The 11670-nt window shown below is 74.8% G+C and carries 12 protein-coding genes; 7 read left to right on the top strand and 5 right to left on the bottom strand.

The window, feature by feature from the left end; all coding sequences use genetic code 11:
* Positions 1 to 5: 5 nt before the first annotated feature.
* Positions 6 to 1262 (bottom strand): alkaline phosphatase PhoX, encoded by a 1257-nt coding sequence (locus tag JUB12_RS03310; protein ID WP_205698192.1) that lies wholly within the window; start codon positions 1260 to 1262, stop codon positions 6 to 8.
* 97 nt (positions 1263 to 1359) lie between these two features.
* Between JUB12_RS03310 and JUB12_RS03315 the strand changes: the two genes are divergently transcribed.
* The 5 genes from JUB12_RS03315 to JUB12_RS03335 all read left to right on the top strand — a co-directional run bounded on the left by JUB12_RS03315 (position 1360) and on the right by JUB12_RS03335 (position 4307).
* Complete coding sequence (locus tag JUB12_RS03315) at positions 1360 to 2028, top strand: 4-hydroxy-tetrahydrodipicolinate reductase (protein ID WP_241004400.1); 669 nt, start codon at positions 1360 to 1362, stop codon at positions 2026 to 2028.
* The gene (locus JUB12_RS03320; protein ID WP_205698193.1) at positions 2025 to 2426 is read left to right on the top strand and encodes a GNAT family N-acetyltransferase; all 402 of its coding nucleotides are present in this window, start codon (positions 2025 to 2027) and stop codon (positions 2424 to 2426) included. The genes JUB12_RS03315 and JUB12_RS03320 overlap by 4 nt, the downstream gene beginning before the upstream one ends.
* Positions 2423 to 2761: a DUF4258 domain-containing protein gene (locus JUB12_RS03325; RefSeq protein WP_205698194.1), complete on the top strand. Its 339-nt coding sequence runs from the start codon at positions 2423 to 2425 to the stop codon at positions 2759 to 2761. The genes JUB12_RS03320 and JUB12_RS03325 overlap by 4 nt, the downstream gene beginning before the upstream one ends.
* Complete coding sequence (locus JUB12_RS03330; protein WP_205698195.1) at positions 2758 to 3957, top strand: glycosyltransferase; 1200 nt, start codon at positions 2758 to 2760, stop codon at positions 3955 to 3957. Before JUB12_RS03325 ends, JUB12_RS03330 begins: the two co-directional genes overlap by 4 nt.
* Positions 3958 to 4031: 74 nt before the next feature.
* Positions 4032 to 4307, top strand: coding sequence for a hypothetical protein (locus JUB12_RS03335; protein ID WP_205698196.1), 276 nt, complete (start codon positions 4032 to 4034; stop codon positions 4305 to 4307).
* Between the two features lie 7 nt (positions 4308 to 4314).
* Here the strand turns inward: JUB12_RS03335 and JUB12_RS03340 are convergent, their stop codons facing one another.
* The gene (locus tag JUB12_RS03340; protein WP_205698197.1) at positions 4315 to 6435 is read right to left on the bottom strand and encodes an AAA family ATPase; all 2121 of its coding nucleotides are present in this window, start codon (positions 6433 to 6435) and stop codon (positions 4315 to 4317) included.
* Between the two features lie 20 nt (positions 6436 to 6455).
* On the opposite strand from JUB12_RS03340, the gene dapA reads away from it, so the two are divergent.
* Entirely contained in the window at positions 6456 to 7304 is an 849-nt protein-coding gene (dapA, locus tag JUB12_RS03345) for a 4-hydroxy-tetrahydrodipicolinate synthase (RefSeq protein ID WP_205698198.1), read from the top strand.
* 12 nt (positions 7305 to 7316) lie between these two features.
* Positions 7317 to 8984, top strand: coding sequence for a ribonuclease J (locus JUB12_RS03350; protein WP_241004401.1), 1668 nt, complete (start codon positions 7317 to 7319; stop codon positions 8982 to 8984).
* A 1-nt stretch (position 8985) separates the two neighbouring features.
* Here the strand turns inward: JUB12_RS03350 and JUB12_RS03355 are convergent, their stop codons facing one another.
* From JUB12_RS03355 to JUB12_RS03365, 3 genes are read right to left on the bottom strand one after another with little or no spacing between them, the layout of a single operon-like run.
* Positions 8986 to 9525 (bottom strand): GNAT family N-acetyltransferase, encoded by a 540-nt coding sequence (locus JUB12_RS03355; protein ID WP_205698199.1) that lies wholly within the window; start codon positions 9523 to 9525, stop codon positions 8986 to 8988.
* A complete protein-coding gene (locus JUB12_RS03360) occupies positions 9522 to 10949 on the bottom strand; it encodes a HAMP domain-containing sensor histidine kinase (protein ID WP_205698200.1) in 1428 nt (475 codons plus the stop codon). The genes JUB12_RS03355 and JUB12_RS03360 overlap by 4 nt, the downstream gene beginning before the upstream one ends.
* Positions 10949 to 11632: a response regulator transcription factor gene (locus JUB12_RS03365; protein WP_205698201.1), complete on the bottom strand. Its 684-nt coding sequence runs from the start codon at positions 11630 to 11632 to the stop codon at positions 10949 to 10951. Before JUB12_RS03365 ends, JUB12_RS03360 begins: the two co-directional genes overlap by 1 nt.
* Between the last annotated feature and the right edge of the window lie 38 nt (positions 11633 to 11670).

Below are 11670 nucleotides of genomic sequence, written 5' to 3' on the forward strand. Positions count from 1 at the left end.
GTACGTCACGCCCGGCTGCTGCTGGTTGACGTAGAGCACCTTGTTGGCCGCGTCGCGCACGCGCCGCAGAACTCGCTGTCGCTCGCCTTCGAGCGGACGAGGTCGTAGATCGCGCCCTGCGGCGTGAGGCCGCGGACGAACTGGTCGCCGCCGCCGTCCTCGCAGAGCAGGACGTCGTTGGTGATCGGGTGGAAGCAGAGGTTGTCGGGCGCGTCGAGGACCTCGGCCGAGGGCGACTCGTACACCAGGGTCAGCGTCCGGCGGGTGGGGTCGAGGTCCCACACCTGGCCGGCGCCGGCGTCGCCGCCGTCCGTGCAGTCGAACGTGATCCGCGGGCCGACGCTCCACGAGCCCTCCTGGCGGCTGAAGATCGCCGCGCCGGCGGCCTGCGCCTGGGCGCGCACCGTGTCGGTCGACGGGTCGCGGTCGGCGACGTCGACCCACTCGACCGGGTACTCGCGGCCCACGGTCCAGCCCGTCCGCGTGTCGGCCGTCGGCAGGCCGCGGATCCGCAGCGCCTGGAAGCGGCCGGTCGCCCGGGCCAGCTGGCCGGCGCGCGTGATCTCGCGGTCGGGCACGAAGCGGTACAGGCAGGCGTCCCCGCGGTCCTCGGTGAGGTACAGCGCCCCGTCGAACCAGGCGGCCGCCTCGTGCACGAAGCGCCCGGCGCCGATGATCGGCTCGGCCTTCACCGGGCCGCTGGCGCCGGCCGGGACCTCGAAGACGTAGCCGTGGCGCTGGTCCCCGGCGTCGAAGACCTCCTCGCACGTCAGCCACGAGCCCCACGGGGTCGGCCCGCCGGCGCAGTTGGTCGACGTGCCGCCGAGGACGGCGAACTGCGAGACGACGCGGCCCCGGGCGTTGACGACGACCTTCGTGCAGCCGGCGTTGTAGGTCGTGTTGCTGTCGTAGCGCAGCTCCGGCGCCACCACCACGGGGATCTCGCCGCTGGCCCGGCGGCGGTTCTCGTGGTTGCGGATGAGGGTGGCGCCGCCCTGGCGGTTGCCGAAGACCGCCATGCCGTCGAAGTACGTCGGCGTCGGGTTGCCGTCGCTCATCGGCTCGCCGGTGCGCGAGATGACCGTGTAGCGGAAGCCGCGCGGCAGGTAGATCTCCCCGGCGTCGACGAGCGGGCCGTAGCCCTTGGCGATGCCGGGCGTGCCGCGGGCGGCGAGGGCGGCGAGGGGGTTCGTCAGCAGCAGGGCGCCGGAGGCGGCGCCGCTGCGCAGGAGGGTGCGGCGGGAGAGCGTCGGAGAGACCATGGGGGCAGGCTCGTGGCGCGGGTCCTTGCACACGTGAAGCATCGGTGTGCGTCCTGTGTCCAGGACGTGAAGACGCGCGTGGGTAGGGTGGCGGGCGATGAGCGACGGGCCGATCCGGGTGGGCGTCGCCGGCGCCGCCGGCAAGATGGGGACGGCGATCAGCGCCGCCGTCGAGGGTGCGGACGACCTGGAGCTCACGGCCCGGATCGACCCTGCGCTGGGCGTGGCGCTGGAGGACGTCCTGGGCGACCTGGACGTCGTCGTCGACGTCACGCGCCCCGACGTCGCGGCGGGCAACGTCGTGGCCTGCGTGCGCGCCGGCGTCCACGTCGTCGTCGGCACCTCGGGCTGGGACCACGGCGTCCTGGACGACCTCGAGGGCGACGGCAAGGTCCTCGTGGCGCCGAACTTCGCGATCGGCGCCGTGCTGATGATGCGCTTCGCCGCGGAGGCCTCCAAGCACCTGGCCAAGGCCGAGATCGTCGAGCTCCACCACGACCAGAAGCTCGACAGGCCCAGCGGGACCGCGGCGCAGACCGCGCGGCTCATGGAGGGGGAGGTGCCGATCCACTCCGTGCGCCTGCCCGGCCTCGTCGCCCACCAGGAGGTGATCTTCGGCGACCTCGGCCAGACGCTGACGATCCGCCACGACTCGATCTCGCGCGACTCCTTCATGCCGGGCGTCCTGCTGGCGGTCCGCCGGGTCGGCGGCCTGGAGCGCTCGCCGGTCGTCGGGCTCGAGCACGTCCTCTTCGACGGCGCGTGATCCGCGAGGGCCGTCCGGAGGACGCGCGGCCGCTGGCCGAGCTGGTGGGCCGCGCGCACCTGCACGCGGTCGGCCGCCCGGCCGACGAGGGCGTCGACGAGCTCGAGGAGCTGTGGGCGGCTCGGCTGGGCGGCGGGGCGCGCGTCTGGGTGTGGGACCAGAACGACGTGGTCTCCGGGGTGGTGGCGCTCGCGGGCCGCGACGTCGTCTCGCTGTGCGTCGACCCCACCGCCCAGGGCGCGGGAGTGGGCGCCGCCCTCCACGAGCTGGTGCTGACCGAGCTGGGGGAGGGCGAGGCGCGCCTCATGGCCCCCGCCGAGAGCGACCAGTCGCGGGTCTTCCTCGGCGAGCGCGGCTGGCGCGAGGAGCCCGAGGGCTCGGGCACCTACGTGCGGTGAGCGTCCTCGTCGCGGTCACCGACCACGCCGCCGAGCGCTTCCGCCAGCGCGTCGGCTCGCGCCGGGGGATGGTCGACGTCAAGCCCGAGGTGGTCGAGCGCGTCGCCCGCGCCCACGCCGCGGGCCGGGTCTCCTCTGAGCCGCCGCCGGGCGCCACGGGCGCGCGGGGCAGCGTGTACGTCCGCGACCTCGACGACCGCTCGGTGGTCTACGTCTGCCGGCCCGCCGACGGCGAGCTGCTGGTCATCACGCTCTGGGAGACCGAGGGCGGTCCGGCCGCGCCGCGGGTGCCCCGGCGCTTCACCGACGCCCTGAAGGACGACGACCCGGCGTGAGGGTCCTGGCCGTGGGCAACCTCTACCCGCCCGCGGCGACGGGCGGCTACGAGCGGATCCTCCGCGGCTGCGTGCTCGCGCTGCGGGCGGCCGGCCACGAGGTCGAGGTGCTCACCACGGCGCCGGTGCCCGGCGCGCTCGTGGACGAGGAGGTCGACCCCGGTGTGCGGCGCGCGCTGCGCTGGTACTGGCGCGACTTCGCCTGGCCGGCGATGTCGCACCGCGAGGTCCTGGGGCTCGAGCGCCACAACCGCGCGGCGCTGCGCCGGACCCTGGAGGAGGTGCGGCCCGACGTCGTCGCCTGGTGGCAGCTCGGCGGCATGTCGCTGTCGGCGGTCGAGCTCGTCCGGCGCGCCGGCGTGCGGTCGATCGGCCTGGTCGGCGACGACTGGATGACCTACGGCCCGGTCCACGACCGCTGGCACGAGACCTGGGGCTGGCACCCCCGCTGGCAGCGCCTCGGCGCCGCCCTGACCGGCGTGCCGACGCGGCTGCGCCTCGCCGACGGAGCCCGGTGGCTGTTCATCTCCGAGTTCCTGCGCGAGCGCGCCGTCGCCCGGCACGGCCCGCTGCCTGACACCGGCCTGCTGCACCCCGGCGTCTCGCCGGAGCGCTTCCCGGCCGCGCCCGCCGCACCGTGGAGCGGGCGGCTGGCCTACGTCGGGCGCGTCGAGGAGGGCAAGGGGGTCCACGTCGCCGTCGAGGCGCTCGCGGAGCTGCCGGCCTCCTACCGGCTCGTCGTCGACGGGCCGGCCAACGACGCGTACGCCGGGCGCCTGCGCGCGCTGGCCGCGCAGCGCGGTGTCGCCGACCGCCTCGAGCTGCGCCGGACCCCGAGCGCCGAGGTCGCCCGCGCCTACGCCGGGGCCGACTGCATCCTCTTCCCGAACCTCTGGGACGAGCCGTGGGGTCTCGTCCCGCTGGAGGCGATGAGCGTCGGCCGCCCGGTGGTGAGCACCGCGACCGGCGGGTCGGCCGAGTTCCTCCTGCACGAGCGGACCTGCCTGCGCATCCCGCGCGAGGACCCGAGGGCCCTCGCGGCCGCGGTGCTGCGCCTGGAGCGCGAGCCGGCGCTGCGCGAGGCGCTCGTCGTGGCGGGGCGCGAACGGGTGGCGGGCCTCACCGAGGCGGCGTTCGAGGCGGGGTACGTCGCCGAGGTCGAGGCACTGGCCCACCGGGCATCTTCGGCGGCCTGAGGCCTCCTCCTCCCGGCTGGCCGGCACGCGGACGCCCGAGGCATGGCCCGCGCGCGGCGGGGAACCACCGGGGCATGCGCTCGCACGGAAGCCTCCCCGCCGGACTCCCCGCCATCGCGGTCGGCCTGCTGGTCGGCGTCCTGGGCTCCTTCTCGGACAACCTGCTCGGCGACGGCCTCACCGTGGCCGTCCTGCAGCTCGGCCTGTGGGCCATCTCGGCGGCGATCGTCCTGCCGACGGCCGTGGGCATGGTCACCGGCCACACGCAGCGCCAGGTCGAGCGCGAGCGCCGGCGCCAGCGCCGCGCCGAGCGCCGCCGCGCGGGCCGCGGCCAGGTCGTCGCGCACTGAGCGCGGCCTAGGCGGCCACGAGCTCGGCGAGGCGCGTGCAGCGCCGCCGGGCGTCCAGGGTGCGCAGCGCCTGCTCGACGGCGGCGCGCTCGCCCACGAGCACGCACGCGCGCTCCGCGCGGGTCACTGCCGTGTAGAGCAGCGAGCGCGTCAGCATCAGGTGGTGCCCGCGGTGGACGACCACGACCACCGCGGGGAACTGCGAGCCCTGGCTCTTGTGCACCGACGTGCACCAGCCCAGCCGCCAGGTGCTCAGCGCGTCGGCGGGCAGCCGGACCACGCGCCCGTCGTCGCAGCGCAGGGTGACCGTCGCGTGGTCGGGGTCGTGCGCGACGACCGCCGCGCTCTCGCCGTTCATGAGCTGGTGCTCGTGGTCGTTGCGCTGCTGCAGGACGCGGTCGCCGACGCGGAAGCTCGTGCCCGGCACCGCTGCGCCGTCGGGGTTGAGCTTCGCCCGCAGCGCCTCGTTGAAGGCGTCGATGCCCGCCTGGCCCTTGTGCATCGGCGCGAGGACCTGGACGCCGCCGCTGGGGTCGAGGTCGTAGTGGCCCGGCAGGCGGGTCGCCGCGAGCGAGACGACCTCGTCGAAGATCGCGCCCGCGCCCTCGCGCTCGACCACGAAGAAGTCCCGGACGTCGTCCTCGCCGGCCTTCGTGGGCGGCGGCTCGCCGTGGTTGATGGCGTGCGCGGCGCGGATGATCAGGGAGCGCGCCGCCTGGCGGAAGACCTCGGTCAGCCGCGTCGCGGGGACCTCGCCGCTGTCGAGCAGGTCCTCCAGGACGCGGCCGGGCCCGACCGGGGCGAGCTGGTCGACGTCGCCCACGAGCAGGACGTGGGTCTTGTCGCCGACCGCGTCGAACAGCGACATCGCGAGGCGCACGTCGAGCATCGAGGCCTCGTCGACGATCAGCAGGTCCGCGCCGGTGATCGGGTCCCCGCTGTCGCGCGCGAAGCCCTCACCGGGGACGTACTCGAGCAGGCGGTGGATCGTGGTGGCGTCGGCCCCCGTGAGCTGGGCGAGGCGCCGGGCCGCCTTGCCGGTGGGCGCGCAGAGCCGGACGCGCCGCCCGGACCCACGCACCTGGTCCACCAGGGCGCGCATCGTCGCGGTCTTGCCGGTGCCCGGCAGGCCGGTGAGGATCGACACCCGGTGCTCGACCGCCGCCTGGACGCCGGCCCACTGCGTCGCCGTCGGCTGCGGGTCGAGGTCCTCCGGCGGCTCCTCCGGGACCTCCAGCCGAAGCGTCGGCTCGCCGTCCAGCAGCTCGCGCACCTTGCGCGCCAGCCGCCGCTCGACCGCGTCCATCCGCGCGTCCAGGACGCGGTCACCGTCGGCCACGAGCTCGCCGCGCGCGCAGCCCTCCTCGACGCGGGCGTCGAGCAGCGCCGCCGAGACGCCGAGCAGCGCGCCCCCGCGGCGGGCGAGCTCGGTCCGCGGCAGGAAGCAGTGGCCGTCGGCCTCGGCCTCGCGCAGCGCGTGGAGCAGCCCCGCGTCGAGCCTGGCCGGGTCGTCGGCCGGGACGCCGAGCGCCCGGGCGAGCTGGTCGGCCGTGGCGAAGCCCACGCCGTCCAGGCGCGCCACGCCGTAGGGGTCCTCGCGCAGCAGCTCGACCGCACCGGCGCCGAAGGCCCGCAGGATCCGCGACGCCGCGGGCGCCGGCACGCCCGCCTCCTCGAGGAACAGCCGCACCTCGCGCTGGGCGCGCAGCCCGTCCCACGACTCGACCGCCGCCCGGAGCTTGGCCTTGCCGATCCCCGGGACCTCGCGCAGCACCCCGGCGGCGTCCTCGTCCAGACGGTCGAGGACCTCGGGCCCGTGCTCGCGCAGCAGCCAGTTGGCGCCCTTGATGCCGACGTGCTTGACGTCGATCAGGAGGTTCACCAGCGCCTGCTCGCTGACGATGCCGCGCGAGCGGACCTGCTGGACGGCGAACTGCCGCCCGTGGCGCGGGTGCTCGCGGAAGCTGCCGTCGACCTCGACGGCCTCCCCGGCGCCGACGTGGGCCAGCGGACCGACCAGCGTGACCTCGTCGCCGTCGTCGGTCAGGGCCGCGAGCACGGCGAAGTCGCCGTCGTCCACCCGCCAGCGGACGGCCGTGACCTCGGCGCTGAGGGTCGTCTCCGGCATCGATCCGCGATGATGCTGCCATGTCCCTCGGCGCGATCCTCACCGCCATCGTCACGCCCTTCACGCAGGACCTGCGCGTGGACGAGGACAGGTTCGTGGCGCTCATGCACCACCTGCACGAGCAGGGCAGCGACGGCTTCGTCGTCTGCGGCACCACCGGGGAGGCCTCGACGCTCACCGACGAGGAGCACCTCGGCCTCATCGCGCTGGCCTGCCGCGAGCGCCCCGCGGGGGCCACGATCGTCGCGGGGACGGGCTCGAACGACACGCGCCACGCCGTCCACCTGACCGCGGAGGCCACGGAGGCCGGGGCCGACGCCGTCCTGAGCGTCACGCCCTACTACAACAAGCCCAACCTCCGCGGCATCCGCCGCCACTACGAGGAGGTCGCGGCCGCCACCGACAAGCCCGTGGTCCTCTACAACATCCCGGGCCGCGTGGTGGTCAACATCCCGCCGGAGGCGCTGGCCGACCTCGGGACGATCGCCAACGTCCTCTACGTCAAGGAGGCCAACGGCGAGCAGCTGCAGCCCATCGACGGCCTCGGGCTCTACGCCGGCAACGACGACGACCTCGCCCGGACCCTGGACCTGGGCGGCATCGGCGGCATCTGCGTGGCCAGCCACCTCGTCGGGCCCCGGATGCGCACGATGGTCGACGACCCGTCCCAGCGCGCGGCGATCGACGCCGAGCTGCAGGCCCTCTACGCGGCGCTGGGCGTCACGACCAACCCGATCCCCGTGAAGGCGGCACTGCAGATGGTGGGCCACGACTGCGGCGGCCTGCGCCTGCCGATGGTCGAGGCCGACGAGCGCGAGCGCCAGGCGGTCCGGGAGGCCCTCGAGGGTCTGGGCCTGCTGGGTGGGTAGTCTGGCCCGCCAGTGAGCGGCACCCTCAGCGTCCTGCCCCTGGGCGGGCTCGGCGAGATCGGCAAGAACATGACCGTCGTCGAGTTCGACGACCGGCTGATCATCGTCGACACCGGCCTGCGCTTCCCGACGGCGGAGCAGGTCGGCATCGACCTCGTCCTGCCCGACTTCGGGGTGCTGCGCGACCGCGTGGACGACATCGAGGCGATCGTCGTCACCCACGGCCACGAGGACCACCTCGGCGCGCTGCCCTGGGTCCTGCGCGAGCTGGCCGTCGACATCCCGGTGTTCGGCCGGCCGCTGACGATGGCGATGGCCCGCTCCAAGCTCGACGAGCACAAGCTGCGCGAGGCGGAGTGCACCGACGTCAAGGGCGACGAGGTCCTCGAGCTCGGGCCGTTCGACGTCGAGCTCGTGCACATGACGCACTCGATCCCCGATGCGGCGGGCGTGGCGATCACGACCGACCTCGGGACGATCTTCGTCACCGGCGACTACCGCTTCGACCAGACGCCGGTCGACGGCCGCCCGCCGGACTTCGCGCGCCTGGGCCGCTTCGCCAGCGACGAGGACGGCCTGCTGCTGCTCGTCGGCGACTCGACGAACGTCGACCGCGCCGGCTGGTCGCCCAGCGAGTCGGCGGTCGGCGGGCACCTCGAGGACGTCTTCAGCCGCTGCGACGGGCGCATCGTCGTGACGTGCTTCGCGTCGAACATCCACCGCGTCCAGCAGGTCGTCGACGCGGCCGCGGCGCTCGGGCGCAAGGTCTGCCTGCTCGGCCGGTCGATGCGCAAGAACATCAACATCGGGCGCTCGCTCGGCCACATCGAGGTCCCCGAGGGGATGCTCATCGGGCCGCGCGAGCTCGACGACTTCGCCGACGACCGCGTCGTCATCGTCTCGACGGGGTCCCAGGGCGAGCCGCTCAGCGCGCTGCGCCGCATGGCCCACAACGACCACCCGCACGTCGAGCTGCGCCGCGGGGACACCGTCGTGTTCTCCGCCACGCCGATCCCGGGCAACGAGCGGGCGGTCAACGAGACGATCGACCGCCTCTACCACATCGGCTGCCGCGTGATCACGGCCCGCGACGCGCCGATCCACGCGTCGGGCCACGGCTACGCGGAGGAGGTCAAGCTCCTGCTGAACCTCACCAAGCCGCGGTTCGTGCTGCCGGCCCACGGCGACCACAAGCGCCTGCACCTGCACGGCCAGCTCGCCGAGTCGGTCGGCGTCGACGCCGACTGCATCTTCCCGGGCGAGAACGGCAAGCCGCTCGAGCTCGACGCCAAGGGCGCCCGGTGGGGCAAGCGCGTCAAGAGCGGGATGATCTTCGTCGACGGCGTCGACATCGGCGACCCCGCCGACGTCGCGCTGCGCGACCGCCGCATGCTCAGCGCCGACGGCATCTTCGTCGTCGTCGCGACGATCTCCGAGCAGGACGGCTCGTCGGTGGCCGAGCCCGAGGTCATCTTCCGCGGCGTCCCGTACCCCGACGACGCCGAGGGCCTGCTCGACGACCTGCGCAAGACGGTCGACGACTCGCTGGCACGCGCCGCCCGCGACGAGGTGCGCGAGGTCGACCTGCTCCAGCAGATCCTCCACGACGACCTCGCGGCGTTCGTCTACGAGCGCCTGCGCCGGCGGCCGATGGTGCTGCCGGTGGTCGTCGAGGTCTGAGCTACCAGACGTCCCCGTCGCGCCAGTCGCACACGAGCTCGCCGTCGAGGTCGAGCTGTGCGCCGTCGGTGGGGAGGACCAGGACGAAGCCCGACTCGTCGGCGGAGGGCACGATGCCGCGCGGGGTGAGCGACCCGAGCGGGCCGCGCCACGCCTGCCAGCCGCGGGCGCGGTAGAACGGCATCCCGGGGTCCGTCGCGCCGAGGGCGCCGAGGTCGTAGGCGCCGTGGATGACGCGCTCGAGCGCGGTCATGACCACGCCGCCGTGGCCGCGGCGCTGGTGCTCGGGTGCGACGCCGACGCCCTCGACGTAGCCGCAGCGCAGGGCGCGGCCGCGGTGGAGCATCCGCCGCTGCACGACGGCGGCGTGGGCGACGAGCTCGTAGCCCTCCCACACCAGCGCGTGGATCCCGCCGAGGCTGTGCTCCCAGTCGTGGTCGTCGAAGTCGCCCTCGAACGCCTCGTCGAGCAGCGCGCGGCAGGCGTCGAGCACGTCGGTGCCGAGCTCCGCGGTGTGGACGACCTGCGGTCGGCGGCTCACGCCGGGGCGGCCGCCGGGACGGCCACGGGCACGGCCTGAGCCACCGCGGGGAGGTCGACCACGAAGCGCGTCCCGCCGCCGGCGCGGTCCTCGAGGCGCACGGAGCCGCCGTGGCCCTCGGCCACCGCGCGGACGATCGACAGGCCCAGGCCGAACGAGCCGCCGCGATCGCCCTCGCCGCGCACGAAGCGCTCGAAGATCCGCTCGCGCAGCTCGCGCGGGACGCCCGGCCCGTCGTCCTCGACCACGAGCAGCGCCCGGCCGCCTCGTGCGCCGACGGACGCGTGGACCGTCGAGCCCGGCGGCGTGTGCTTCAGCGCGTTCTCGATGAGGTTGAGCGCGACCCGGTGCAGGTCGTCGCGGGCGCCGTCGACGACGACGCGCTCCGTGTCGACCGAGACGACGTGGTCGCCGGCCAGCGGGCCGGCCTCGGCGACCGCCTCGAGCAGCACCTGGCCGAGGTCGGTCGGGGCGTGCGGCGCCTCGCGTGCGGCGTCGGCGCGGGCGAGCAGCAGCAGGTCGGCGACCAGGCGCTTCATCCGCTTGGACGAGCGCAGGGCCGAGCACGCCGCCTCGCCCTCCTCGCCGTCCAGCACGTCGGCCAGCAGCTCGAGGTTGGCCAGGACGCTGGTCAGCGGCGTGCGCAGCTCGTGGCTGGCGTCGGCCACGAACTGGCGCTGGCGGTCGAGCATCTGCTGGGTCTCCTCGCGCGACTGCGTCAGCGCGACGAGCATCTCGTCCAGGGTGCGGGCCAGCTCGGCGACCTCGTCCTCGGCGTCGGGCACCGGCACCGAGGCGGCGGGGTCACGGGTCCGGGAGATGGAGCGCGCCATGGCGGTGAGGCGCGCGATGGGCGCCAGGGAGCGCCGCGCGAGCACCAGGCCGCCGATGAGGGCGAGCACCGTCCCCGCCAGGACGCCCCCCAGCAGGAAGAAGCGCACGCTCTTCACGCTGTCCTCGACGACGGACACCGGCCGCGCGTACTGGACGATGACCGCCAGCGGCGAGAAGCCCACGCCGTTGAGGGGGGAGGGCCGCAGGACGGTCCGGCGCGACTCGACGCGGAAGCCGCCGACCTGGCCGGACCCGCGACCGTCGCTCAGCGCCACGGGCCCGAGGTCCGGCGCCTTGGGCGTCTGGGCCACGACCTGGCCGGTGGAGGCGTTGAGCACGCGGATGACCGCGCCGGTCGAGGCGGCGTAGGTGTTCAGGCCGGTCCGCACGACGAGGTGGTTCTCCTCGACGCCGACGCGCAGGCGATCGCGCAGCTCGTCGACCGCGGCGGCCATCTGGTTGTTGAAGTCATCGCGCATCCGCGACGTGGTCAGCTGCCCGACGACCAGCGCGAACAGGGTGAGGATCGCGAAGGTCAGCGCCGCGGAGATGACCGCGAGGCGCCAGCGGATGGACAGCCGGTGCAGCATCAGGCGCGCAGGACGTAGCCGGCGCCGCGGATCGTGTGCAGCAGGCGGTCCTCGCCGCCGGCCTCGAGCTTGCGCCGCAGGTTGGAGACGAAGACCTCGATGGTGTTCGTCGTCGCGAACGGGTCGTAGCCCCAGACGTCCTCCAGCAGCCGCTGGCGCGGGACGACGATGCGCTCGTTGCGCATGAGGTACTCCAGCAGCTCGAACTCCCGCTGGGTGAGCTCGACCTCGCGCTCCCCGCGGCGGACCTCGTGGGTGTCCGGGTTGAGCTGGAGGTCGCCCACCACGAGGGAGGCTGACCCGCGCGGCGGACGGCGCCGCAGCAGCGCGCGCATCCGGGCCAGGAGCTCCTGGCGCTCGAAGGGCTTGACCAGGTAGTCGTCAGCGCCCGCGTCCAGGCCCTCGACGCGCGACTCGACGGCGTCGCGGGCGGTGAGCATGAGGATCGGGACGTCGTCGGCGGCGCGCAGGCGCTTGGCCACGTCGAGCCCGTCGATCCCGCCGGGCAGGCCGAGGTCGAGGACGACGAGGTCGGGCACGAACTGCGCGGCGGCGTCCAGGCCGCCGGGGCCGTCGGGCGCGATGCGCGTCTCGTAGCCCTCGAGGCGCAGCGAGCGCTGGAGGACCTGGGCGATCTCGTCGTCGTCCTCCACGATGAGGACGCGGGGCTGCCGGCCGGACATGCGCCCTGGAGGGTACGGCCAAGCCTCAAGGGCGGGTC

This window comes from Conexibacter sp. SYSU D00693 (assembly GCF_017084525.1).
In the GTDB taxonomy this organism is placed as follows: domain Bacteria; phylum Actinomycetota; class Thermoleophilia; order Solirubrobacterales; family Solirubrobacteraceae; genus Baekduia.

What these genes read in the sequence shown, in the direction of transcription:
- JUB12_RS03310 (WP_205698192.1), bottom strand. Translation starts at nt 1,262, where the DNA reads ATGGTCTCTCCGACGCTCTCCCGCCGCACCCTCCTGCGCAGCGGCGCC.
- JUB12_RS03315 (WP_241004400.1), top strand. Translation starts at nt 1,360, where the DNA reads ATGAGCGACGGGCCGATCCGGGTGGGCGTCGCCGGCGCCGCCGGCAAG.
- JUB12_RS03335 (WP_205698196.1), top strand. Translation starts at nt 4,032, where the DNA reads ATGCGCTCGCACGGAAGCCTCCCCGCCGGACTCCCCGCCATCGCGGTC.
- JUB12_RS03340 (WP_205698197.1), bottom strand. Translation starts at nt 6,435, where the DNA reads ATGCCGGAGACGACCCTCAGCGCCGAGGTCACGGCCGTCCGCTGGCGG.
- dapA (WP_205698198.1), top strand. Translation starts at nt 6,456, where the DNA reads ATGTCCCTCGGCGCGATCCTCACCGCCATCGTCACGCCCTTCACGCAG.
- JUB12_RS03360 (WP_205698200.1), bottom strand. Translation starts at nt 10,949, where the DNA reads ATGCTGCACCGGCTGTCCATCCGCTGGCGCCTCGCGGTCATCTCCGCG.
- JUB12_RS03365 (WP_205698201.1), bottom strand. Translation starts at nt 11,632, where the DNA reads ATGTCCGGCCGGCAGCCCCGCGTCCTCATCGTGGAGGACGACGACGAG.